The organism is Staphylococcus sp. FSL W8-1270, from assembly GCF_038007165.1.
Lineage (GTDB): Bacteria > Bacillota > Bacilli > Staphylococcales > Staphylococcaceae > Staphylococcus > Staphylococcus hominis.
Genome location: NZ_JBBOWQ010000002.1, coordinates 1 through 25,397, shown reverse-complemented (window position 1 = coordinate 25,397; position 25,397 = coordinate 1). Strand labels below are relative to the sequence as shown.

Annotated in this window: 25 protein-coding genes and 4 pseudogenes; 16 read left to right on the top strand and 13 right to left on the bottom strand. The window is 29.7% G+C overall.

Going from position 1 to position 25,397, the window contains the following annotated elements:
- Window positions 1–1,043: 1,043 nt before the first annotated feature.
- Entirely contained in the window at window positions 1,044–1,838 is a 795-nt protein-coding gene (locus NSU06_RS11445) for a ParA family protein (RefSeq protein WP_000022892.1), read from the top strand.
- Between the two features lie 5 nt (window positions 1,839–1,843).
- A complete protein-coding gene (locus NSU06_RS11440; RefSeq protein WP_000896836.1) occupies window positions 1,844–2,044 on the top strand; it encodes a hypothetical protein in 201 nt (66 codons plus the stop codon).
- A 128-nt stretch (window positions 2,045–2,172) separates the two neighbouring features.
- Here NSU06_RS11440 and NSU06_RS11585 read toward each other — a convergent pair.
- The 3 genes and pseudogenes from NSU06_RS11585 to qac form a co-directional block, all read right to left on the bottom strand.
- Window positions 2,173–2,307, bottom strand: a pseudogene (locus NSU06_RS11585) (HAD hydrolase family protein); the annotation flags it as partial.
- A 63-nt stretch (window positions 2,308–2,370) separates the two neighbouring features.
- Window positions 2,371–2,931 (bottom strand): hypothetical protein, encoded by a 561-nt coding sequence (locus NSU06_RS11435; RefSeq protein WP_001077893.1) that lies wholly within the window; start codon window positions 2,929–2,931, stop codon window positions 2,371–2,373.
- 204 nt (window positions 2,932–3,135) lie between these two features.
- Window positions 3,136–4,680, bottom strand: coding sequence for a QacA/B family quaternary ammonium compound efflux MFS transporter (gene qac, locus NSU06_RS11430; RefSeq protein ID WP_002449598.1), 1,545 nt, complete (start codon window positions 4,678–4,680; stop codon window positions 3,136–3,138).
- Window positions 4,681–4,857: 177 nt separating this feature from the next.
- Between qac and qacR the strand changes: the two genes are divergently transcribed.
- A complete protein-coding gene (qacR, locus tag NSU06_RS11425) occupies window positions 4,858–5,424 on the top strand; it encodes a multidrug-binding transcriptional regulator QacR (protein ID WP_001832666.1) in 567 nt (188 codons plus the stop codon).
- A 209-nt stretch (window positions 5,425–5,633) separates the two neighbouring features.
- On the opposite strand, the gene NSU06_RS11420 is transcribed toward qacR, so the two are convergent.
- The 4 genes and pseudogenes from NSU06_RS11420 to NSU06_RS11405 form a co-directional block, all read right to left on the bottom strand.
- Window positions 5,634–6,242: a recombinase family protein gene (locus NSU06_RS11420; RefSeq protein WP_000583527.1), complete on the bottom strand. Its 609-nt coding sequence runs from the start codon at window positions 6,240–6,242 to the stop codon at window positions 5,634–5,636.
- Between the two features lie 130 nt (window positions 6,243–6,372).
- On the bottom strand, window positions 6,373–6,951 hold the full coding sequence (locus NSU06_RS11415; RefSeq protein WP_001829991.1) for a recombinase family protein: 579 nt from the start codon (window positions 6,949–6,951) through the stop codon (window positions 6,373–6,375).
- A 263-nt stretch (window positions 6,952–7,214) separates the two neighbouring features.
- Window positions 7,215–7,595, bottom strand: a complete 381-nt coding sequence (gene blaI, locus NSU06_RS11410; RefSeq protein ID WP_001284653.1) for a penicillinase repressor BlaI — start codon at window positions 7,593–7,595, stop codon at window positions 7,215–7,217.
- Window positions 7,585–8,691, bottom strand: a pseudogene (locus tag NSU06_RS11405) (penicillin-binding transpeptidase domain-containing protein); the annotation flags it as partial. The pseudogene NSU06_RS11405 and the gene blaI, both read right to left, overlap by 11 nt.
- 55 nt (window positions 8,692–8,746) lie before the next feature.
- Here NSU06_RS11405 and NSU06_RS11400 point away from each other — a divergent pair.
- From NSU06_RS11400 to NSU06_RS11385, 4 genes and pseudogenes are all read left to right on the top strand, one after another.
- Window positions 8,747–9,421, top strand: coding sequence for an IS6 family transposase (locus tag NSU06_RS11400; RefSeq protein ID WP_001105960.1), 675 nt, complete (start codon window positions 8,747–8,749; stop codon window positions 9,419–9,421).
- A gap of 59 nt (window positions 9,422–9,480) precedes the next feature.
- A pseudogene (locus NSU06_RS11395) lies at window positions 9,481–9,747 on the top strand (replication initiation protein); the annotation flags it as partial.
- Between the two features lie 18 nt (window positions 9,748–9,765).
- Window positions 9,766–10,138 (top strand): annotated as a pseudogene (locus tag NSU06_RS11390) (replication-associated family protein).
- Between the two features lie 362 nt (window positions 10,139–10,500).
- Complete coding sequence (locus NSU06_RS11385) at window positions 10,501–11,442, top strand: cation diffusion facilitator family transporter (protein ID WP_001831389.1); 942 nt, start codon at window positions 10,501–10,503, stop codon at window positions 11,440–11,442.
- Here NSU06_RS11385 and NSU06_RS11380 read toward each other — a convergent pair.
- A complete protein-coding gene (locus tag NSU06_RS11380) occupies window positions 11,375–13,114 on the bottom strand; it encodes an IS1182 family transposase (RefSeq protein ID WP_340780102.1) in 1,740 nt (579 codons plus the stop codon). The genes NSU06_RS11385 and NSU06_RS11380 overlap by 68 nt on opposite strands.
- 281 nt (window positions 13,115–13,395) lie before the next feature.
- Window positions 13,396–13,671 (bottom strand): glutaredoxin family protein, encoded by a 276-nt coding sequence (locus NSU06_RS11375; RefSeq protein ID WP_001831374.1) that lies wholly within the window; start codon window positions 13,669–13,671, stop codon window positions 13,396–13,398.
- A gap of 174 nt (window positions 13,672–13,845) precedes the next feature.
- Between NSU06_RS11375 and NSU06_RS11370 the strand changes: the two genes are divergently transcribed.
- The 5 genes from NSU06_RS11370 to NSU06_RS11350 all read left to right on the top strand — a co-directional run bounded on the left by NSU06_RS11370 (window position 13,846) and on the right by NSU06_RS11350 (window position 18,206).
- Window positions 13,846–14,121 (top strand): metal-sensing transcriptional repressor, encoded by a 276-nt coding sequence (locus NSU06_RS11370; protein WP_001831396.1) that lies wholly within the window; start codon window positions 13,846–13,848, stop codon window positions 14,119–14,121.
- Window positions 14,122–14,135: 14 nt separating this feature from the next.
- Entirely contained in the window at window positions 14,136–16,523 is a 2,388-nt protein-coding gene (locus tag NSU06_RS11365; protein WP_001832797.1) for a heavy metal translocating P-type ATPase, read from the top strand.
- A 33-nt stretch (window positions 16,524–16,556) separates the two neighbouring features.
- Window positions 16,557–16,766 (top strand): copper chaperone CopZ, encoded by a 210-nt coding sequence (gene copZ, locus NSU06_RS11360; RefSeq protein ID WP_001831373.1) that lies wholly within the window; start codon window positions 16,557–16,559, stop codon window positions 16,764–16,766.
- 63 nt (window positions 16,767–16,829) lie between these two features.
- Window positions 16,830–17,486, top strand: coding sequence for a hypothetical protein (locus tag NSU06_RS11355; protein WP_001831384.1), 657 nt, complete (start codon window positions 16,830–16,832; stop codon window positions 17,484–17,486).
- Window positions 17,487–17,678: 192 nt separating this feature from the next.
- On the top strand, window positions 17,679–18,206 hold the full coding sequence (locus tag NSU06_RS11350; RefSeq protein ID WP_001831394.1) for a GNAT family N-acetyltransferase: 528 nt from the start codon (window positions 17,679–17,681) through the stop codon (window positions 18,204–18,206).
- Between the two features lie 267 nt (window positions 18,207–18,473).
- On the opposite strand, the gene NSU06_RS11345 is transcribed toward NSU06_RS11350, so the two are convergent.
- From NSU06_RS11345 to NSU06_RS11335, 3 genes are all read right to left on the bottom strand, one after another.
- Window positions 18,474–18,956, bottom strand: a complete 483-nt coding sequence (locus NSU06_RS11345; protein ID WP_001831392.1) for a type III toxin-antitoxin system ToxN/AbiQ family toxin — start codon at window positions 18,954–18,956, stop codon at window positions 18,474–18,476.
- A 618-nt stretch (window positions 18,957–19,574) separates the two neighbouring features.
- Window positions 19,575–20,390 (bottom strand): hypothetical protein, encoded by an 816-nt coding sequence (locus NSU06_RS11340; protein WP_001832799.1) that lies wholly within the window; start codon window positions 20,388–20,390, stop codon window positions 19,575–19,577.
- A gap of 41 nt (window positions 20,391–20,431) precedes the next feature.
- Window positions 20,432–21,631, bottom strand: coding sequence for a hypothetical protein (locus NSU06_RS11335; protein ID WP_001831368.1), 1,200 nt, complete (start codon window positions 21,629–21,631; stop codon window positions 20,432–20,434).
- A 148-nt stretch (window positions 21,632–21,779) separates the two neighbouring features.
- Here NSU06_RS11335 and NSU06_RS11330 point away from each other — a divergent pair, with 148 nt between their 5' ends.
- The 4 genes from NSU06_RS11330 (at window position 21,780) to NSU06_RS11315 (ending at window position 24,471) form a co-directional block, all read left to right on the top strand.
- Window positions 21,780–22,100: a hypothetical protein gene (locus tag NSU06_RS11330; protein ID WP_000701704.1), complete on the top strand. Its 321-nt coding sequence runs from the start codon at window positions 21,780–21,782 to the stop codon at window positions 22,098–22,100.
- A complete protein-coding gene (locus tag NSU06_RS11325) occupies window positions 22,100–23,176 on the top strand; it encodes a hypothetical protein (RefSeq protein WP_000125496.1) in 1,077 nt (358 codons plus the stop codon). The genes NSU06_RS11330 and NSU06_RS11325 overlap by 1 nt, the downstream gene beginning before the upstream one ends.
- Entirely contained in the window at window positions 23,176–23,778 is a 603-nt protein-coding gene (locus tag NSU06_RS11320) for a hypothetical protein (protein ID WP_001233000.1), read from the top strand. The genes NSU06_RS11325 and NSU06_RS11320 overlap by 1 nt, the downstream gene beginning before the upstream one ends.
- A 123-nt stretch (window positions 23,779–23,901) precedes the next feature.
- Window positions 23,902–24,471 carry a replication protein gene (locus NSU06_RS11315; RefSeq protein WP_000159079.1) on the top strand — a complete coding sequence of 190 codons (570 nt, stop codon included), beginning with the start codon at window positions 23,902–23,904 and terminating at the stop codon, window positions 24,469–24,471.
- On the opposite strand, the gene NSU06_RS11310 is transcribed toward NSU06_RS11315, so the two are convergent.
- On the bottom strand, window positions 24,462–25,397 hold a 936-nt coding region (locus tag NSU06_RS11310), incomplete at its 5' end, for a replication initiator protein A (protein ID WP_000032810.1). The genes NSU06_RS11315 and NSU06_RS11310 overlap by 10 nt on opposite strands.

Below are 25,397 nucleotides of genomic sequence, written 5' to 3'. Positions count from 1 at the left end.
AATATAAACCTCTTCTTTTTCATATTTAGATAGAGGTAATAAGACGCGTTATTATATTTAATAATATCTCATTCTTGAAGTCATATTGTTTATACTATATAATTATATGTACTTATTATATAAACAACGCATCATTTAGAGTATATATGTTAGCGTTTATTACCTAAAGCGTTTAGTCGGGCCAACGACTAAACGCTTTTTACTTTATTAAAATCTAAGTTAATAGTAACAAAGTAAAAAAGAAGAAACAATAAATTATGTAACTTCTTATAAGTAACATGTTACATGTAACAAAAACCCAATTAGGATAGTGAACTAATGTAAAGAGTAAAGACATAGTAAATAAAGATTGAAAAAAAGTAATTTCAATAGTAACATGTTACATGTAACAAAAACCCAATTAGGATAGTGAACTAATGTAAAGAGTAAAGACATAGTAAATAAAGATTGAAAAAAAGTAATTTCAATAGTAACATGTTACATGTAACAAAAACCCAATTAGGATAGTGAACTAATGTAAAGAGTAAAGACATAGTAAATAAAGATTGAAAAAAAGTAATTTCAATAGTAACATGTTACATGTAACAAAAACCCAATTAGGATAGTGAACTAATGTAAAGAGTAAAGACATAGTAAATAAAGATTGAAAAAAAGTAATTTCAATAGTAACATGTTACATGTAACAAAAACCCAATTAGGATAGTGAACTAATGTAAAGAGTAAAGACATAGTAAATAAAGATTGAAAAAAAGTAATTTCAATAGTAACATGTTACATGTAACAAAAACCCAATTAGGATAGTGAACTAATGTAAAGAGTAAAGACATAGTAAATAAAGATTGAAAAAAAGTAATTTCAATAGTAACATGTTACATGTAACAAAAACCCAATTAGGATAGTGAACTAATGTAAAGAGTAAAGACATAGTAAATAAAGATTGAAAAAAAATAATTTCAATAGTAACATGTTACATGTAACAAAAACCCAATTAGGATAGTGAACTAATGTAAAGAGTAAAGACATAGTAAATGGGAGGTATTATTTTGAGCATAATAACAGTTGGAAATTTTAAAGGTGGTGTAGGTAAAACAACAGTAGCCACGTTACTTTCTTATATTGCATCTGAAAATTATGATAAAAAAGTACTTTTAATAGATTTTGATCCTCAGGGAAATGCAACTCAAATTATGAAAAGAACTTATCCGGAATTTGAGGAAGAAAAGATTTCATTTATAAACATGCTAAAAAATGGAAATATAGATCAAAGTATTGTGAAATTAACTTCCAAATTATCACTATTACCAGCTGATTCATCTTTGGCTAACTTATCCGATATCATTTCAAAGACAGATATTCTAAAGAAAAGATATATTTTAAAAAATGTGGTTGAAAAAATTAAAGAAATTCACGATTTCGACTATATATTTATTGATGTACCACCTACTATTAACTCTGATTTCACTAATAATGCTGTTTATGCAAGTGATTACATTTTAATGGTATTTCAAACACAACAATCTGCTTATGAAAGTAGTCTTTCATTTGTTAATTTTTTAAGGGATCGAAAAAAAGAATCAGATTTATCGTTTGAATTGGTTGGCGCTGTTCCAGTATTAATTAAAAAAAGTGGACGTGTAGATAAACAGATATTAGATATGTCTAAATCAGCATTTTCTGAAGCACTCTTTGAGAACCAGATATATCAAAGAGAAAGAATAAAAAAATTTGCCGCTGATGGAATAAAAGATAAAGATATGCATGACAAAAAAGTTATATATATGTTTAACAAAGTCTACGAAGAATTAGTTAATAGAATTAGATTAATTGAGGGTGAGTGATATTTATGGCAGGATTTTTAGATAACATAGATACATCTGAGGTAAAATATACGGAAAATTATAAACCGGTATCTAAAAGTACGACTATGAGAGTGGACACTGATATAAAAAAAAGACTAAATCAAATGGCATTAGATAAGGATACATCTATAAAAGCTATAGTTGATGAAGTGTTAGGAGAATTTTTGGAAAAAAATAAGTATTAGTATTATATATATATTGAAAGAGTGTGTCATTACTTTAGACTGTAATGACACACTCTTATTTTAAATAACTTCTGATAATCATCAGTTATGTTAAACTCTAACAAAAACTAAATTATCAGAAGAATTATCTAGGGTATTAAACATAGGTAAATCAATTTTCTATCGCCAATAGTATAAACATCATCCATATTAATCTGAAGATAGCTACATAATTCTTTAACAGCATAGCCTTTATTTGTATAAGGCGCCATAAACTCTATTAAATATGGTTTGTTTTGAGGTTTCTATGTTTAATCATTTAATTTTTCATTATATAAATCGAATAATTATAAAAAGTCATCATACTTTTTATTTTTTAAAAATATTTGAAAATTTAATAGTAATCCAATTATAAGATCAAATATCATTATCATTATAATCAAGGCAACTATAATCACTGTGACACTCGTTACATAACAAGCTAGTAATCTCCAGATAAAATTGACATTTTCACCAATTCCATAACTTAACATATTACAAAGTAGTAAAAGAATAATAATACCTATACTGTAAATTAAAATTGTCAGTGTATATTTTTTAATAACTCTATTAGGAAACAATAGTTCATCTATTAGGTTCTTTTTCACCAGTATCTCTCGTTCAATTCTATCTTTGTCACAGATTTTGATTTTACTATTTTTTATTTTTTCCTCTAATAAAATAACCTCGAACGATCTGCTAATTTTTAATAAATATGCAGGAAAAGCTAATGTTAAGCATAATGTAATTAATTCATTTACATTGTTCATGTAACTTATAAAATAGATGAAAGTTGCTACTAGTGCTCCTAAAAATATAGTTATATTAAGTTCTACATCAAATATTTTAAAAATATCTGCTCTATTCATCAGTTAATCATCCTTTCAAGGTTTATTAATACTAATAAATTATTAGATATAGGTATATCATATTATTAATTTAAGAAATTGTCTTTTATAATTTTACTTAATAATAAAAAAGTAGAACCATTTAAAATTAATGGTTCTACTTTTTAACTATTACTAATTTTAAAAATAAACTAATCTACAATATCTAAAAATATATGTTTAGTACTATTTTTGTTTAGTTATATCAAGTGATTTGGGAATTAACAAATAGACAACTATTGAAATGATAATCATGATAATCCCACCTACTAAAGCAGTTGCTACAAAAGCATCATTAAATGATGTTACAGCCTCGTTTGCAAGCTGTTTTATCCCCGTAGCTTTAGCTACTTCGACAGCGCCCACTACAGATTCTTCAGCTACATGAGCTAAATCTCCAACTATACCTTTTGATGAAAAAGATGAAATATCTAAAAATACACGATAAAGCATAGAAGATAGGCTACCAAGTACTGCTACACCAAAAACATTTCCAAGGTCATACATAGACTCTTCAACAGCAGCTGCATTACCTGCTTTTGATGTAGGTGTTTCTAACATTATTAGAGCAGATGCAACTGCTAGTGAAGCCGTACCAGCTCCAACTAAAATTAATGCTAAAGCCATTGTAGAATATGATAATGGATGACCAAAGAAATACATAATAAACATGCCAATGGCTGCAATTCCAATTCCGGAAGGTAACACTATTTTCGGTCCAAATCGCGCCGCTAATCCGGGTGCAATTGGTGCAAACACCATATCTCCTATTGCCATAGGTAATAGGTATAAGCCAGCTTTAAAAGGAGAAAGTTCTTCCACAACCTGTAACCATTGTGAAGCTAATAACAAAACAGATGTCATTGCAAACATTGTCATAAATGCAGCAATTGTACCAGCTGAAAATGATCTCTTTTTAAAAAGTCTTACGTCTAACATTGGATCAGAACTTGATAAATTACGTTTAACAAATATCACTATCATGGTAATTGCTAATACTATTACAACCCATGGAATAATATCTGCTAGTCCTTCTTTTGAAAATTCTTTGATACTCCATACCAGTCCAATCATGCCTGCAATTGATAAAATTGTAGAAGGAATATCCCACGAGTGAGACTTTTCTTTTGATAACTTAGACTCTGGTAATAAAAATAAACCTGCTACAACTGCTATTATCACAAACGGTACATTAATTAAAAATGCCGAGTGCCATGAAAATTGCTCAAGTAAAGCTCCTCCGATAATTGGTCCAAAAACAGCACCTATCGATGAAACGATTGACCATACAGCTAATGCAGTGGCCCTTTCTTTAGGGTTTTCAAAAATTACTCTTATCATTGAAAGAGTAGTTGGCATTATTAAAGCACCTGCAATACCAAGTAAAAATCGAATAGCTATTACGAACTCTGCACTTTCTGCGAAAAATATAGCTAATGAAACGAGGCCAAATAAAGCAAATCCAGTTAATAATGCTTTTTTTCTTCCCCATTTATCAGCAAAGGCACTCAATGGAATTATAAAGCCAGCTAAAACAAGAGAGTATATATCAACTATCCATAACTGTTGGGTACCAGAAGGCTCTAACTCTCTTACTAATTCCGGTAAAGCCATAATTAATATTGTCATATCCATTGTAACAACAAACAAACTAACAGCTAATACTACTAGTGCAGTCCATCTTTTTTTTGATGTCATCATATCAGTAGTTTTTGTAAAAAATGAAATCATTTAAGTTCCCTCCAATCCTTATAGACCGTTCGACCGGTCTATAAGGATTATAATCTATTTTTTTACATATTACAACAAAAAATCTTGCGAAATTTAAATGGCTGTATTGTGTTATACAATTATTCTTTGAATTTTTTGTGCTATCATTGATAGTACTTAATACTCATTAAAGGCGTGATGAACTTGAAAGATAAAATACTAGGTGTCGCAAAGGAATTATTTATAAAAAATGGATATAATGCCACTACTACTGGAGAAATTGTTAAATTATCAGAAAGTAGTAAAGGGAATCTTTATTATCACTTTAAAACAAAAGAAAATCTATTTTTAGAAATTTTAAATATAGAAGAATCTAAATGGCAAGAACAGTGGAAAAAGGAACAAATCAAATGTAAAACTAATAGAGAAAAATTTTATTTATATAATGAACTATCTTTAACAACCGAATACTATTATCCACTTCAAAACGCAATAATTGAATTTTGCACTGAATATTATAAAACTAATAGCATTAATGAAAAAATGAATAAATTAGAAAACAAATATATAGATGCTTATCATGTAATTTTTAAGGAGGGTAATTTAAATGGCGAATGGTGTATTAATGATGTTAATGCTGTTAGTAAAATAGCAGCAAACGCTGTTAATGGAATTGTTACCTTTACACATGAACAAAATATTAATGAAAGAATTAAACTTATGAACAAGTTCTCTCAAATTTTTTTAAATGGACTTAGTAAATAATTATATATATATTCTTGAAATACCAATAAATATTATTTCTAAATTACGTTCATTATTGATAAAAAATTTAAATAGTATTACTACACAAAAAGAGAGTGCGAATTCGCACTCTCTTTTTTCTTGTATAATTATTAAAAGATCATTTCAATAATATAATATGAGTTTTGAGACTCTGTGAGAGCCTCTTATTTGCATTGACGACCCATTTATCAAGATGATCCCTTATCATGCTTAATTCTATAAACTGTCTGTCTTGTGATATTAACTTCTTTCGCAATCTTACTAATTGCTTTCCCTTCTTCTAACATTTCCACCACGCGATGATAAATAATACGTTTCTGTGGGTCTTTGGCATTTGGTGAATAAAGTAAGGGGCGCCCTTTATATACGCCTTTTTCCTTCGCAACTTGAATTCCTTGCGCTTGTCGACGTTTACTTTCATTTCTCTCTTGTTCTGAAACCATTGCTAAAATTTGAACGATTAAATCTTTCATAAACTTATCCAGTAATGGATTGCCAATCACTTCATTCATCATAGGTAAGCTGGTAATCATTAACTGAACGTCTTTCTCTTTTAAATAACTCACAGTTTCAATAATTTCATCATAATCACGTCCCAAACGATCAATAGATTCCACAACGAATCGATCTCCCATTCTGACAAAATTGAGTGCTTCTTGAAATACAGGTCTATTTTCCACTGACTTTCCCGACTGTTTCTCTGTAAAGATTTTCTCCACACCAAACGTCTTTAAATTATCCAATTGTCTTTCTAAATTTTGATCTATCGATGATACTCTCGCATAACCTATAATCATTCATCTTCACTCCATAATTAATATACACCCTAATCATACGTTCTAATTGCGATAATTTCAACAACTTATTTTGTATGATTAGGGTGTATCCTGTCTAACTTTTATCTTTCTTAAAACTCAGTAATATTTTTTATTTATCTTTATTTTCTTGGTTATTTAACTTATTGAGATAACGATAGATTGTTGTACGTGAAACTTTCCATTGCTCTGCAATAGTTTTAATCGGGGTTCCATTATCATAAAGTGTTTTGAGTAAAGTCAAATCTTGTTTATTTAATTTTTCGGGTCGACCTCCATAGCGTCCTCTAGCACGAGCTGCCATTCGCCCCGCTGAAGAACGTTCTAAAATTAAATTACGTTCAAACTCTGCAAATGCTGCGAATAAATGAAATAACAATTGTCCTGTAGAACTTGATTTATCCATTGTTATATTTTCTTCTAAACTATGAAAACTCACGCCTCGATTATTAAGTTCATTAACTAATGTGATTAAATCTTCCATGTTACGTCCTAATCTATCTAGTCTCCAAACAACAATCGTATCTCCTGACCTCGCAAATTCAATAGCTTTATCTAAACCAGGACGTTTACTTCTTGATCCACTTATATGATCGCTAAATATCTTTTCACAACCATATTGATTTAATCGATCTTCCTGCAAATTCAAATTTTGCAAACCAGTTGAGACTCTTGCATAACCTATTTTCAAAATACAAACCTCCTATGTAGATTTTCATTGTACCATAACTTAATTCTAACCATATTTATGAACATAGATTTTCTGTTGGGTTATTGAACACTAAAATATGTATACTAGCTATATATCTAGATATAAAAAGAGAGTGTACAGAAAATGGTTATTTTCTGGACACTCTCATATTTAATAAAATATTTTAAATGTTATTAACAAAACTAATTTAATAAGAGTCAAGCATAGTTTACATATGTATTATGTTTGAAACATATCTCTAATTACTTTTTACTAATATCATTTAAAATGTCTCGCAATTCTTCAATTTCTTTGTTATTTAATTCTTCATTTTTCGCAAAATTCAGCACTAAACTTTTCATGTCCCCTCCATACAGTTTATTAAGAAAGGTTTTAGCAGTTTTCATTTTAATATCGTCTTCTTTAATATTTGATGAGTAAAAATAAATATTCTCTGATTTGTATCGTTTTATAATCTCTTTTTTATATAGTCTTGTGATTAATGTTCTAATCGTTTTATCGCTAACTTCTTTATATTTTTGAATTTCAACTACAATTTCATTAGCTGATACTGATTTTTTATCCCATATTATATTCATAACATCCCATTCAGCCATAGATATTTCAACTTGCTTATTGGCCATTTAAAACACCCATTTCTTTTAATATTTTTTCACTGATTAATTCAGCATTTTTCCCAGACGGCTTTCCATCTGATAAATGTGTAGCAAAATAATACTTATCATGATTTGTAATTACGTAACCTACAAACCACCCATTATTATACTTCCCGTTTACTATACCTGTACCTGTTTTCCCATACAGTTCATACTTTTCATTTTTCTTAATCAATAATGAAGAAGATAATTGATTCTTTGCTTTTTTACTAAAATGGTTATTTTGTTCCATCATATTTTTAAAAACTATTACTTGTTCAAGATTAGATATTTTCAAACTATCTTCCATCCAATAGCTTTTATAACTTCCCAAGTTTTCATTACCATAATTTAATTGCTTGAGTTGAGCCGCAGTATAGTTCTTTGGTATTTGATTACTAATACGTTCGAAGTACCAATTAACTGAATTTTGCATTGCTGTATTTAAATCTTGTTCCTTATTCCAAGACTCGAAAGGATAATGTTTATGATTCCATGACATACGTGAATTTTTATCACTTATGATATGATGGTCAAGTCCAAACATCGCTAAATAAATTTTATAAGTTGAATCAGGAGAATATCTCTTTCTACTTTCTTTTTCATTATAAATATAGTATTTGTCTTTCTTCATGCTGTACATGACGAAAGATCCACTATTTGAACCAAAATTTTTACTTTCATCTAAAATTTGGTGATCGTTCTGTAAGGGCTTTTTATAATTATAATCAGTTATGGATTGCCCCATCAAAAACTGGCTTTGAATTACCATGAGCAAAAAAGTAAAAATACAAATAAAAATTGGAATTAATTTGGACTGTTTTTTCAAATTGGCTTCTTTTATATTAATTAATCTTCTTTTGAGTAATGACTTTTTACCATTAAATGAATGGCTTAATATATTTTTATTAAAAAATGGAATATTTAATACGGAGTCCATAATAGATTCCGCATAAGTTTTAAATTCATTTTTGTTAATATTATTAAGAACAAATCTATCGGCTTCTACTTCATTGTCATGAATTATCTTTCTTTTTACAATATGTATTAATGGATTGTAACTCATAACAATAGAGAAGATATGGTTCTGTTGCAAAGTTGAATTTATAATATAATTTTAACAAAAAGGAGTCTTCTGTATGAACTATTTCAGATATAAACAATTTAACAAGGATGTTATCACTGTAGCCGTTGGCTACTATCTAAGATATGCATTGAGCTATCGTGATATATCTGAAATATTAAGAGAACGTGGTGTAAACGTTCATCATTCAACGATCTACCGTTGGGTTCAAGAATATGCCCCAATTTTATATCAAATTTGGAAGAAAAAGCATAAAAAAGCTTATTACAAATGGCGTATTGATGAGACGTATATCAAAATAAAAGGAAAATGGAGCTATTTATATCGTGCCATTGATACAGAGGGACATACATTAGATATTTGGTTGCGTAAGCAACGAGATAATCATTCAGCATATGCGTTTATCAAACGTCTCATTAAACAATTTGGTAAGCCTCAAAAGGTAGTTACAGATCAGGCACCTTCAACGAAGGCAGCAATGGCTAAAATAATTAAAGCTTTTAAACTTAAACCTGACTGTCATTGTACATCGAAATATCTGAATAACCTCATTGAGCAAGATCACCGTCATATTAAAGTAAGAAAGACAAGATATCAAAGTATCAATACGGCAAAGAATACTTTAAAAGGTATTGAATGTATTTACGCTCTATATAAAAAGAACCGTAGGTCTCTTCAGATCTACGGATTTTCCCCATGCCACGAAATTAGCATCATGCTAGCAAGTTAAACGAACACTGACATGATATATTAGTGATTAGCTATATTTTTTACTTTGCAACAGAACCCTTTTTATTTAAAAATCTCAATATTAATAAAATTAAAGCTAAAAAAGGACGAAAGATTGAATGGTTAGAATTTTCTTTTGAACCTGAGAAACGTATTCATTCGAAACGACAATCTAATATGATAAGTACAGGCAAACCAAAACAATATATAAGCCGTGAAATGACGCCACAATGGTTAAAAAATAACACTTATGAACCAACCACATCTAAGACATCTGCGTATACAGAAGAAGAACGTCAAGCGTTTTTACAAAAAATGAAAAAGTAAAGGAGACCCAGTTATTTGATGAAAACTGTAAAGGAAGTTTCTGAACTTTTAGATGTCTCTAAACAAACAATTCATTATCATTTAAAAAGTTTACCTTCAAATTTGAAGGTAAACAAAGTAGGTAACAAATCATTAATAGATGATAATACAATAGATTATCTAAAAACAATTTTAAATAAAAAAACGACAAAAGAATCGACAAATTGACGATTTAACAATTGCATTAAAACAAGAACAATCTTTGAATTTAAATAGCCAAAATATATTAAGTAATACCAAAAAAATAGAAACTGATAATATAGATTCAAAAGAAGATATCATTACTCCAAAAGCATCAAAAAAAAATGAACAAAAACAATCTATCTTTTCTAAACTATTCAAAAAAAAATAATGTATTCACGCCTAAAGGCGTGAATACATTATTTTCTCTAAAAAGAAATTATCACTTGTTAATTATAATATAGTTAATATTTAGCAAGTGAAGTGTGGTTTATCATATGCAAAAATCCCACTACTGTCCAAAGCAAAGTAGGGTTTTTATTTAATATACAAAATACAAAGCATTTCTATATTGACAAAGGATAAAAATCATACTAACTTATGAATATATGAGCATATATTCATAAGTTAGTATGATTTTCTTCGAGTAACAAAACATTAATTGAAATTTTATATTTTTTAACTCTATAGTTATAAAAACAAAAATTCAAATTATAGAAAATATTTTTCATCATTAAAAAGAGGAGGGATTAAATGGAAAACGATCACAATCATAATCATACACATGGCGCGAACAAAAAGACTTTATTAATTAGTTTTATTATTATTACAAGTTACATGATTGTAGAAGGGTTAGGTGGTTTCTTTACTAACAGTCTTGCGTTAATTTCAGATGCTGGTCATATGTTAAGTGATTCTATTTCTTTAGGTATTGCTTTAATTGCATTTACTTTAGGAGCGAAGCAAGCTAATACAAATAAAACTTTTGGCTACAAAAGGTTTGAAATACTAGCAGCTGTACTTAATGGTATTACTTTGATGTTAATAGCTATCTATATTTTTTATGAAGCTATTGAGAGATTTAAAAACCCCCCTGAGGTAGCTTCTACAGGTATGTTAATTATCGCCTTGGTAGGCTTGTTTATTAATATTATTGTGGCTTGGATAATGCTGCGCGGGAGCGATGTAGAAGAAAACTTAAATATGCGTGGAGCATATTTGCATGTAATAAGCGACATGCTTGGATCTATAGGTGCAGTTATAGCAGCCCTTCTCATTATATTTTTTAGATGGGGGTGGGCGGATCCTTTAGCAAGTGTGATTGTAGCAATTTTAGTACTACGTAGCGGCTTTTATGTAACAAAATCAAGTCTTCATGTATTAATGGAGGGAGCACCAAGCAATATAAATACAAAAGACATTATTAAAACTATTAAAAAATTCAAAGAAGTTAAAAATATTCATGACTTTCATGTTTGGTCAGTAACTAGCGGATTAAACGCGTTATCTTGTCATATTGTTGTAGAAGATACAATGACCATTACTGAAAATGAGTTTTTACTTAAACGTATAGAACATGAACTCAATCATCAAAATATTCAACATGTCACAATACAGACTGAAACTTCTAACAATAATCATAGTGAAAAATTGTTTTGTATCGTGAAAGAAGAAGACAGTCAACATCATCATTAAATAAACGAGTTCGGGACATAAAGTATCTGGATAAGTGAAAAAAGACAATTTCTATTGAAATAATATAGAAATTGTCTTTTTTATAATTTTTTTGATTATTTTCAGCTCGTTGAGCTGTTACTTTTCTTATATTAAGTGCCATTAGCACAAATCCTAGTTCTCTTTTGGCTTTATTTATCCCTCGAACGGACATTCGAGTGAAACCCAAAATAGCCTTCATAAATCCAAAAACAGGCTCCACATCAATTTTTCTTTGACTGTAGATGGTTTTTATTTTTGGTTCTGAAAGCTTTTTATTAATTTGGGCTTTAAAATATTCCCAATTATAATTTTTCATTATTTTTTTATTCGTTTTTGAATTGTATTTCATGCATTGGTGTCTCAGAGGACATTCTGAACAATCATCACATTCATATAATTTGAAGTCTCTCTTAAACCCATATTTATCATGCCGATAGGCATATCTTTTAAAACCCAATCGCTTATTGTTTGGACAAATATATTCATCGTTAATTTCGTCATAATCCCAATTTTGAGTGTTAAAGATGTCGCTTTTATATTTTTTAGTTTTATCTTTTATAAACATACCGTAGGTTATAAGTGGTATTCGATTAAAATCATCTATAATTGCCATATAATTGGGCTCGCTACCATAACCTGCATCAGCTACAATATATTCAGGTAAATGACCGTAGGTCTCTTGAATTGAATTTAAAAATGGTATCATCGTTCTTGTATCAGTCGGATTTTGATACACATTATAAGATAAAACGAATTGAGAATTTGTCGCTATTTGTAAATTATAACCTGGCTTGAGTTGTCCATTTTTCATATGATCTTCTTTCATTCTCATAAATGTGGCATCATGATCTGTTTTAGAATAACTATTTCTATCCTTTAAAATAGATTTTTGGACGTCGTATTTATACTTTCGCCCAGAGTAATCATTAATTTGCTTTTTATATTGTTTAATTTTAGTTCTTTTGAGCCGTATTTGTTTTCTTATTTTAGTACATTTTTCATTATCGATATGTTGATTTAAATCTTCGATTTCTTTATCCAAATGACTACCAATCAAATCTATTTCTTCCTTTGTTAAGTCATTATCGTGATCTTTTTTAATCTCAGGTATAATTTTATTTGTTACCAATTCGTGATAGAGTGCTTTAGAATCTTCATTCATCTTTGTCTCATGGTTTTGAATACTTTTTTTCCATACAAATGTATATCGATTGGCATTCGCCTCAACTTTCGTACCATCAATAAAAATGGTTTGATCATCTATAAGATGTTGTTTCAAACACTGACTATGAAATTGAATAAATAATGATTCTAATAAAGCATCTACTTTTGGATTGACTCTAAATCGATTAATCGTTTTATAAGAAGGCTTTTGATTTTGTGATAACCACATCATCCGGATGCTATCATTAAGTAATTTTTCTATCTTACGTCCTGAAAACACAGATTGTGTGTAGGCATATAGAATGACTTTTAACATCATTTTGGGATGGTATGAGGTTGCACCACGATGATGTCTGAATTCATCGAATTCAGTTTTAGGAATTGTTTCTACAATATCATTGACATGTCGTGAAATATCATTTGTGGGGATAAGAACTGAAGTTTCCAATGGTAGAGTAAGTTGAGTCATGTTATAATCTTTATACATAAGGCACCTCGTTAATTTAGTTTAGTGACATTTATTAAATTATACGAAAGTGCCTTATTTTTTTAAAGTATTTCAATGTAAAATTACATATAAATACAAAGTATTTTGGCGAGACTCTTGAGGGAACAGGACAAGTTGAAGACTACAGGCTGAAGCTGTCCCCTAAGAAAACGAGCCAACAATACGTAGTATTGTAAATAAAGAAGCCAGTAAATGAATTTATAATAAACTCATTTACTGGCTAATTTGTTAGAAATTATGTCCCAGCCTCGTTTATTTAATTATTCCAATATATTTAATATATCTTTTTTGTTATTTTCAAATCCCACGTAATATTTAAACAACTTTTTTTTACCCCAAAAAATTTTTTTATAAAAAACAAATAAGGGAACAATTCGGTTGCCTGATATTTTTTTCATTTCTTCTTCTAAGTCCAAATTTTGACTTACATCTTTATGACTATAACTAATCTCTTGAGAGTTTAAATACCTTTTTGATTCTTGGCAATCAGAGCATGTAGGTCTTGTGTAAAGCTCAAGTTGTATATTTTTATCCAAATATATCTCTCCTAATATAAGTTTTAGCATACATTTTATACAAGTGTACCTCTTAAAACAAACTATAAATATTAATTTTTTATATGAAACTTTTGTATTGACTTATACCTACTAGGGGTATAATATAGATTCCAACAAGAGATACCCCGTTAGGGTATATGAGGAGGGGTGAAATTGAACACTACTACTGTTAAAAACAATGACGCATTGCTCAATAGACTCAAAAGATTAGAAGGACAAATGCGCGGTTTACAATCAATGATAGCAGAAGATAGATATTGTATAGATGTACTAGTACAAATAACAGCAATACAATCAGCCCTAAAACAAGTGGGTTTTATAGTAACTGAAGACCATATATCTAATTGTGTAAGTGAAGGTATTAAAAATGGCAACGGAGAAGAAAGTATCAAAGAATTGATGGTTGTATTAAAACAATTTTCAAAATAGGAGGAAAGAAATAATTGAGTGAAAATATTAAAAAAACCTCATTAGGTATCACAGGCATGACATGTGCAGCTTGCTCGAATAAAGTAGAAAAAAATCTAAATAAATTAGATGAAGTTAACGCTAATGTAAATCCTTCTACAGAGAAAGCTACAATTGAATATAACCCCAATGTTACATCATTAGAAGATATTGCAAATACAATTCAAAAAACAGGTTATGGAGTTTTAACCGAAAAAGTGGATCTCGATGTAATGGGAATGACGTGTGCAGCTTGTTCGAATAAAATCGAAAAAGTTTTAAATCGAATCTCAGGTGTAAATAAGGCTACAGTTAATTTAACCACAGAAAGTGCTACTGTAGAATACAACCCTGATATGACGTCTGTAGATGAATTTCAACAACGTATTAAAAACCTAGGGTATGAGGCACAACCTAAAAAAGAAGCATCAGAAAAAAGTTCCCAAAAAGAAAAACAATTAAAACGACAGTTAATTAAATTAGTTGTTTCAGCTGTTTTAGCAGCTCCATTGTTAATGACAATGTTCGTTCATTTATTTGGTATTCAAATACCACATATATTTATGAACCCGTGGTTCCAATTTGTATTAGCAACGCCTGTTCAATTTGTTATTGGTTGGCAATTTTATGTAGGCGCTTATAAAAACCTTCGTAATGGGTCAGCAAATATGGATGTTCTTGTCGCTTTAGGTACAAGCGCAGCCTTCTTTTATAGTATTTATGAATCGATTAAGTGGTTAATTAATACAAATTATGAGCCACACCTATATTTTGAAACAAGTGCTGTATTAATTACTTTAATTCTTTTCGGAAAGTATTTAGAAGCACGTGCTAAAACACAAACAACAAATGCGTTAAGTAAATTGTTGAATTTACAAGCTAAAGAAGCACGTATATTACGCAACGGTGAAGAGACTATGGTTCCTTTAAGTGAGGTAAAAGAAGGAGACTATTTAGTTATCAAACCAGGAGAAAAAATACCAGTAGATGGCAAAATAATTAAAGGTATGACTTCAATTGACGAGTCAATGTTGACAGGTGAATCTATTCCTGTTGAAAAAATGCAAAATGATAATGTTATAGGATCAACAATGAATAAAAATGGAGCAATTACTGTTGAAGCAACAAAAGTTGGTAAAGATACAGCTCTTGCCTCCATTGTTAAAGTTGTCGAAGAAGCGCAAGGTTCTAAAGCGCCAATACAAAGACTAGCAGATATTATTTCTGGATATTTTGTACCTATCGTTGTAGGTATCGCGATTTTCACATTTATTATATGGATTTCATTAGTTCAGCCGGGACAATTTGAACCAGCCTTAGTTGCTGCAATAGCAGTATTAGTTATCGCTTGTCCTTGTGCGTTAGGCTTAGCTACGCCTACTTCTATAATGGTGGGTACCGGAAAAGCTGCTGAAAATGGCATTCTATTTAAAGGTGGAGAACACATTGAAGGTACACACGCTATTAATACAGTTGTTTTAGATAAAACTGGCACTATAACAAATGGCACACCTGAAGTCACTGATTTTAGTGGAGATGATCAAACATTACAATTGTTAGCTAGTGCAGAAAAAGGTTCTGAACACCCACTAGCTGAAGCTATCGTAAGTTATGCTAAAGAAAAATCATTAGAATTTTTAGAAGTAGACCATTTTGAAGCTATACCAGGGCGCGGTATAAATGCAACAATTGATGGTAAAGAACTTTTTGTCGGAAATCGAAAACTAATGAGTGAAAAAGGAATCCAAACTAATGAAGCTGAAACAAATCTCGCTCAATTTGAAAAAGAAGGAAAAACTGCAATGCTTATAAGCGTAGATAACGAATTGAGAGGGGTTGTCGCTGTAGCTGATACAGTTAAAGATACTGCCCAACAAGCTATTCAAAAACTTCATGAATTAGGTATTGAAGTTGCTATGTTAACTGGTGATAACAAACGTACCGCACAAGCAATAGCAAAACAAGTTGGTATAGACACGATTATTGCAGAGGTTTTACCAGAAGAAAAAGCTTCTAAAGTAGCAGAAATTCAATCTGAAGGTAAAAAAGTAGCTATGGTTGGAGATGGTGTCAATGATGCTCCAGCACTAGTTAAAGCAGATATTGGTATTGCCATTGGTACAGGTACAGAAGTTGCAATCGAAGCTGCTGATATAACTATTTTAGGAGGAGACCTTTTATTAATTCCAAAAGCAATAAAAGCAAGTAAATCTACAATTCGTAATATTCGCCAAAATCTATTTTGGGCGTTTGGTTACAATGTTGCAGGTATCCCTATAGCAGCAATTGGTCTGCTAGCACCTTGGGTTGCGGGAGCAGCAATGGCTTTAAGTTCTGTAAGTGTTGTCACAAACGCTTTACGTCTAAAACGTATGAAATTATAAGAATCTTATATTTCTTGAAAGGAGGTGACAACATTGACTAACGAAGTTATTAATGTAGAAGGTATGAGCTGTGACCATTGCAAGCATTCAATTGAAAAAGCATTAAATGGATTAGATGGTGTAACATCTTCAGAAGTAAGCTTGGCGAATGGGAATGTGGAAGTTGAATTTGATGAAAATCAAGTAGCTTTCAACGACTTTAAAGAAGCTATTGAAGATCAAGGTTACGATGTAATTAAATAATTTAAATAGTTGGGCATATCGTTTAATGATATGCCCTTATTAAAAATTAAGGAGGATAAAAATATGAATCATAATCATGAATATCATTCAAACAAACCCGAAATTAAAGCAAATGTTGTATATAGAGATGGTAATATAGAAATTACGTTAGAAGATGAATTTAATAATGCCCCATTATTAGATACTATGCATGAAAAAGAAATGCATTTCGTTTTAGTATCTAATGACATGGAGAAATATTACCACCTACACCCTCAAAAAAAGCATGAAGGTTTATTTATAATTAACCAACAATTAGAGCCAGGAACTTACCAGGCTTTTGTTGATGTTACACCAAAAAACCATGTGTATTCCGTTCATCCTATTGAACTGCAAATTGGAGATAAAATAACCTCTACAACATCTTTAAATTCTGATAAAAATTGGGTAAAAGTTAACAAAGGAGTTCATGTAACTTTAAATTCTATAAGTGCTAAAGAAGATGAACATGTCCCTTTAACTTTCAATACAGAATTAACTCCCCAACCTTATTTAGGAGCTTTAGGACATGTGATTATATTTGATGAGCAATTAACTGATTATATTCATGTTCACCCAGAATCACCTGATTCTACAACCTTTTATGCTCATTTTCCTAAAAAAGGGATGTATAAAATTTGGGCAGAATTTAAATTTAATGATGAAGTGCATAGATTTACTTATAATATTAAAGTTGCATAAATCTATTAGCAAAAGCTTAAAAATCAGTAAATTGTAAAGAGTTATTTAGATAATACAAAACGCTTTATAAAAAATCGAAAATTTAAGATAGAAAGTTGATGAAGAAAGTATCAAAAAATTGTAGTGGTTGTTTATATTGCAACATTCACTGAATTTTTATAGTTAATAACCTATTATTTAAGGAGTAATTTATTGATTAAGTTTGAATATTTTGAGGAGAAAGATTTTGATTTATTAATAAACTGGATAAACTCTCCTGAACTTTTAGTCAAATGGGCAGGTACAGATTTTAATTATCCCCTAGATGAAGAACAATTAAAGGAATATATTAAAGACACAAATAAAGAAAATTCTAGTAAAATAATTTATAAAGTTATCATTGAAGAAAATAATTCAAAAAAAATTATAGGTCATATTGCTTTAAATAATATAGATTTTAAAAATTGTTCCGCCACGTTAAGTAAAGTTTTAGTAGGTGATCCGCAAATGCGTGGCCAAGGATTAGGCCCTAAAATAATAAAGAAATTATTGAAAAAGGCTTTTGAAGATTTGGGACTACACAGAATTGAATTAGGTGTTTTTGCCTTTAATAAATCAGCTATTAAAAGTTACAAAAAGATTGGATTTATAAAAGAAGGAGAAAAAAGAGACTTTAGAAAATTAAATGGAGAATATTATAATTTATGGCAAATGAGTATGTTAGAAAGCGAATGGTCTTGAATAATTTTAAACAAAAATAGTCCTCTTATTTTAATAAGAGGACTATTTTTGTTTATTTAGAGCGTACTCAAAAATGACATTTTGTATATAAAATTTATTTTGATTCATAAGTAATTCAGCTAATGACTTCTATTTTATTAATTTTAGCTATATATTAATATAGAAATAATAGTAAACATCTAATTAACTAAGATAGACAATTACAAAGACTTTACACTAAAATTCTTCTGAGTATGTTGAGGGGAATTATTGACAGAATTATCTTTTTTACTGTTTTAAATCTTTCACATATCTTTCCAATGCTAAATAATCTACACACATTGATTCAAAAAATGAAACTTTTTTTATCACAGCATTTTTATATACTTTTTGGGCTTTATTTACGATTCTTTGATTTTCTTGCCTAATAAAAATTAATTGGTTAGTTAATAAGTTATAATATTCTAAATCTTGCTCCTTTATGTATTGCATATCTATTTTAGAAAGATATTTATCAGGAACAGGTATCATATTTAAAAATAATAGATATCCTAATCTATTTTGAATATTATTAACCTCAAACAATTTTATTGATAGTTGATTATTTAGTTTTTTATTTTCTTTAGGGGAACTTAAGGGGACAAAATAATTAAGATCATTAATAGATAATACAACTCCTAAATAAGGACGAGTGGATTTATTTAATAATACTCTCTCATCTACATTTCTTAATTCATTAATATAATCTTCATCAACATAGTATAATTTCATAATTTCTCCTACAGTATAAAAATAAAGCGACCAAATATTTGGTCGCTTTTCAATGTCTACTTGTGGCAAGACCTCTCCATTTTTTCAATTCCAACTTTTAGCATGGACTCTCTATTTTTTCAATGTCTACTTGTGGCAAGACCTCTCCTATATACATTTTAAATTTTAGCACTGTATAAATCATATGTCAATTTTTTATCTTTATATTATATTTCTCAGAACCGTTCAAATTGGTTTTCTAAGAGAAAAATGATTAAAGATTTACTAACTGATTTTTCATTAGAAATAAAGCAGGTAGACGCTTGGTACAAAATACTTTCTACACCGATACAAATCCACAATTGATTGGAAAGAGTAAAATCCTTTGACAAGCTAATTACCGTATTGTTGATAGTATAAGAAAAGACTTATTAACCAAAAAAATCCTACAAAATCAATAATAATAGTCTTTTACATTTCTCCACCAACCAATGTTATAGTCCAATTAACGAAAATGATTAGCAAAGTAATGATCCCTCTCTGCGACTAGATTGATTCTTGATAGATAGGCGAACTATATATATCATGTTCTAATATACGACCTTTGATAAGTTATTTTCTCTTAATCTAAATTTGTTATCATTTTTTCTTTTTAAATAAATTTTTGGTAATAATAAATGCAACTACATATAACTCAACTGTTACCATTAATGGTAACGTGAAAAGACCCATATACATAAATATATCATTTGCGTGCATTATTCTATCCCAATCATCAACGACACTGATGAAGTTCCACACAAAATACCCTGTAGGGACCCCAAATATTATTAAACCTATAATCATTTTTAACAGTAATTGTTTATCTCTTAGACTCATCGTAGCTATTTTAATGTCTTCTAACGTTAACCAAGATTTTTTTTGAGATGTACTAATTTTTAAATCCTTTATTCCTGTTATATCTTTTTCTGTCTGATATCCTAAGGCATCTTTTAGAATTAATTTATCTCTACCATTAATACTCACTCTATCTATAATTTCTCTTTCAATAATACAATTATTTACATTTTCTGCAAAATAGTTTTTTCTACGTCGTTTTCCTACAAATGGAAATATAAAAATAGGGAATAATAACGAATAAAGAACAAGTAATATAGCTGGCAAACTAATTTTATCCCAATCTGTTATATATTTAATCACTTCTTCTTTAGGATATGCACTGAGTGAATAAAAAATCATTGCTAACAAGTACATTAATGCTACTAGTGTTATAAATATGTATAAAATTATATTGATTATCAGTGTTTTTACTCTTTCCATCTTTTGTCTTTTATATAAAATATTTTGACTTAGAATTTGAATAAGCGCATATATAATATATATTACTGCAAAAATCCCTACTTCGTTAAAATTCTTGTATAGGTCAATCAAGAAATCCATATTTTTGAAATACACGTTAACTCCTCCAATTAAAGTGTATAACAGGTTACTAAGACTTATAAATTTTTGCTTAAGTTATGCCATATTCTCATATAGCCCATAAGTTCTGTGTATTCAGACTTCAACATACCGTTAAGTAAATCATAAACATCATCAAATTCTTTATTTATAATTTCATAAACAACTTTTGTTTTATTTCTATACATCCACTCTGCCACGCGTTCTGTTTCACTAGTACCATCTTTTAAAGTAACGGGTTTAACTTCAATTTCATTTAATTGTTTAAGTATCTTATTTTTACTCCAATGTACATTATTTAAATACTTCTTCTTTTTCAAATCAACAAACTTTTGTAAATTATTATTTATCGGTTGTTCATTATTAATATCAGGAACCTCCCACATTTTCGTATAATAAGACAGATTTAAAACAATTTTCTTAGTATCAAAAATATTAAAAATATTTTTGATATCTAGTATATCTAAATATTCATTAGAAAAACGTATACAGTTTTCTAAAAAATTACTATATTCTTTTTTCAGAAGTTCATATTTTTCTTTATTATCTATATCGTGATCCCTATGTATATTTTGTGCTATTTCTCTAGAATCTTTAATAACAGATTTAAATAATGATAGTTTATTTGAAAAATAACGTACGTCGTCTAATGATTTTGCCAGTGTATCACTTAATTGATTTAGGTAATCTATCATTATACTTTTATTATGTATATTCTCATTCTGTCTAATATATTTTGCTATTCTATTTTGATTAGGTAGCAACTCTTCGATTGATATATTACCTCGTTTTATTTTTTCAGGTTTTGTTACATCATCTCTTAATATTTCATCGATCATATCTTCATTAACATACTTTACTTTTTTGAATGCAAACTTCCTTTTTTGTGGGTAATGATATTTATTCCAATTTTGGTTTGTTCCATTTTCTATATTATTTAAGATATCATTACTTTTATTTTTTACATAGTCTGTTGTGACACTTCGCTTTTTGCTATCTTCCTCATAAATTGAAAAATAATTCCCATTAATAATATACGCAGCTTCTTCCAGAGAATACCATCTTTCCTTTTTGCCATCTATCTCCAAGAATTTTTTATAATTACTTTTAAAAATTTCTTGTTCCATACTTAAATCAGACCCCTCTAAAATTTCTTCGATATTGTCATCAGTTAATTGATTATTCATCCAATAATTAAAATCTAAGTCATTGATTCCTTTGTTATTAATGATAATCACGCTATTACCTCCAAAAACCGAATAAATTTTTTCACCTATTATTTTATCACTTCATTTGCGAAAATTTAATCAATCACAGATATCTTTGATTAATTCTATTTATATTTCCTAAACGATGCGCATCAATAGGATAGAAAGGATGTTTCACATGAAAATTCAATCTAATTTCAAAAAAGGTGGCTATTCAACTGAAATAGCTTCCAATTATATTGATAATAAAAAACCCATTTATAGCTTAAGTACAGAACTTTATCCGCAACAGCGTTTTGAGAATAATCAGCCTACCGGAGAAATTATTGCGTATAAAGCCTGGTTTGTTCAAGAAGGCTTACCGCCCTTCACAGTTAAATTCGAAAATGAAGTGACATTACCTAATTATATGAGCGTCATTACTTTTGATCATTTAGAAGCTTGTGAAGTCCGTTATGATGTTTACTTCAAAGCTTCAGATCTGAAGGAGGTTAAATAATGACAGCCAAAGAGCTCGAACAATATCTCCTACAAAGCTTAAATATGGCACTAGGATCCATGATGCAAGGCGAAACCAGTTATACCAATAGTTTCACCTGCAAGGTCACGGAAGAAGGTTTTTACTTTCTTCCTCGCCTGCCTGCAGGCTATATTGTGGACGATGACTTATATCAAAAAATATTTCTCATTGCGAGTGCAGCTTTATATCCCAAATTCACATTGTTAAAACAGAATTCTGCGTATTTCGTACCTATGGATACCGACGATATTCATACGCAACGCGCTTTGTTTTTCCCATGGCAACAAGGGATATCAGAACGCTTAGTGATTTCTGATTTAGATCGTTTTACGTCGTCTCTAACGAATCAACAAATTCCGATCATGAAACAATTAACTTTAAACTATCAAAACATTACATCTATAGCGATCGCAGGTAATTCAGGCAGTGGTAAATCTTATATGCTGACGTACTTACTAAGTGTATTAAAACCGATATCAGAACTCATTATTGTTGACCCTAAGTTTGATACACCGAGCCGTTGGGCACGTATTCATGATATTACTGTGATTCACCCTCATCAAAATCGATCTAAGTCTGATTTTTTATCTGAAATTAATGAAAACTTAAGTCATTGCCTTCAAGTTATTCAACAACGACAAACCATTCTTTATGACGATCCAGACTATCAATTTGATCACCTAACCATTGTGATTGATGAAGTGCTCGCTTTAGCTGAAGGTGTGAATAAGACCATTAAAGACGCGTTCTTTTCATTACTATCTCAAATTGCTTTATTAGGTCGTGCCACCAAAGTTCATTTATTACTGGTGTCTCAACGATTTGATCATCAAACCATCCCGGTTTCCGTTAGAGAACAACTCAATGTGCTGATTCAAATCGGTAATATTAATAAAAAAACCACACAATTTTTATTCCCCGATTTAGATCCAGAAGGTATTGTGATACCCATTGGTAAAGGGACAGGTCTAATCCAAGTGATTGATAGTGAATCTCCCTATCAAGTCTTACCCTTGTTATGTCCGACTTACTATACGAAAGCAGGTGTATTGTGATGAGGAAAACCTATTTCATGCGTGTGTATGATATTATCATTTACTTGTTCCTGTTCGCTATTTTGACAGTTATGGTTAGTAAACTCTTTGTCCTATTAAACTTTATTGTGTCTCAAATTGATATTATCGATACGCGAAACGTCACACACTATATCACAATCATTTCAAATGGTGTATATCAACTTACATTTTACTTATTAGTCTTAGCATTGATGTTAATAGTTATCGATTTAATGATTCGTTTATTGAAAGATCAACTCACGAATCATATCAAATCTGTTTATCACACAATGGTTTTACGACATTATCTTAAACAAGATGTTGACACAGACACGACTCAGGATTGGCAAAATAACGGCAAAAGTAAAACAAATTCTGTCCAGCAATACTTTAATAAAATGGTTGGAAAATCGCTCGTTGATGTTCGTCAAAATGAAGTCCGTGTGGCAATTAAAATTCCCCGGAAACAGCAAGCTCACGATATATTAAAAAAGATTGAACCTCAAATTCATGAAGAAATTACACATATGCACCCGAATTATTACTTTTCAAAACCTCAACGTCATCATCGTTATCTATGGTTTGCAGGCCACAAACGTTAAGATACACATGCGTTGTGGTACACGAAGTGATAAACACAACGCATGTGTATCTTAACAGTGCCATGGGGTTACTACGACCCCCCATGGCATCATTAATCAATAATCACAGAAAGGATGTCCATGATGACGAAAGATAAGCGTTCGAATAAGTGGGCTTTTTTAATATATGAAGAAAGCACGCCATCTAACTATCAAGATATTTTGGAACAGATGCATATTCCTTATATTTTAAGCCCGTGGCACAATCAAGATATAGATCAATCAACGGGATTAATCAAAAAATCACATAAACACGGTGCTTTATTCTTTGATTCTTTAAAAAGTTATTCTCAAGTCTCTGAACTACTTCAACAACACTTAAATACACCGAGGCATATTGAAATTATTATGTCTCCTAAGGGCATGTTTGATTATTTTATTCATGCCTCTAATTCAGATAAAACGCTTTATGATATCAATGATATTGAAAGTGGTTGTGGTTTTGACTTAAACCAATTTTTATTAGATCAAGGTCAGTCCGAAGTGTTTAATAACATTATTGATATGATTGAAAATCACAATTTTATAGAATTTCAAGATCTAGTGATGTATGCGCGACAACATCATCCATCTTATTTAAATTTGATTATCCAACGGACGTATTTTTTTGCGAAATATTTAGATTCAAGGCGACATACGTTCAATCATAAATAGTGTGATGTGTCGAATATATGGTTTTGTGGCGCGTTTTGACGTCGCATATTTAAGGAATGCATTTCTTCGAGTTCTGTTTTAATTGAACGCATTAAATAACCTTGCATGGCTTCGACACTTTCGCTTTTTTGAATTAATGTTGCTTTAAAACGTTTGAGCACATTAATCATCTCAAACTCAATATCTTCTAACATGTATACTGTATTCTTTTCATTATTAAATGATGATTTAGCTTTAAGTATGACACTTTTAATAATTTGTATTTCATCAACTTCAAAGTTATTTAAATAGGTTTGAAGTTGATCGGGAATTTCTTGAAGTAAATGATATTTTAAGGCATTATTATCAAATTCATTAGATTGATGATTTGGATGATTCGAATGAGAAGTATTAGGGTTGGCTATATGTTCACTATCATTCATATCATACGTATCATTATTCTCAGTTTCTTTATTCTCAGTATCATTAATATCAGTATCATTAGACTTACAAATTGTTAGTTCTTGAACTATATTTTCGTTAGTTCTTGAACTAATAATTTGTTTGTTCTGGAACTTACGATTTGTTAGTTCCTTGTCATAACTAGGTTCTAAAAGGTATATTTTGTTAGGTCTATTTAGTCCTTGTCTTTCATTTATAATTAAATTGAATTTTTCTAGCTCTTTTTTCAATTTGATAATTTTAGGTTCTCCGTATTGTAAAATGGAACATAATTGTTTATTTGTATATAGTAGATATATATTATTTTCTTCATCAATCCAGTTATTGATTTTGGATAATTCAAAACGATCTTTTAATAGAGCATACATAACCTTTGCGTCAGTTGTCATTTTAGAAAAATGACCATCTTCAAATAAAAATTTTGGGAGTTGGTAAAAACGAGATGTTTCAAATTCACTAGCAGAAATTTTTTTGAATTTTGACAT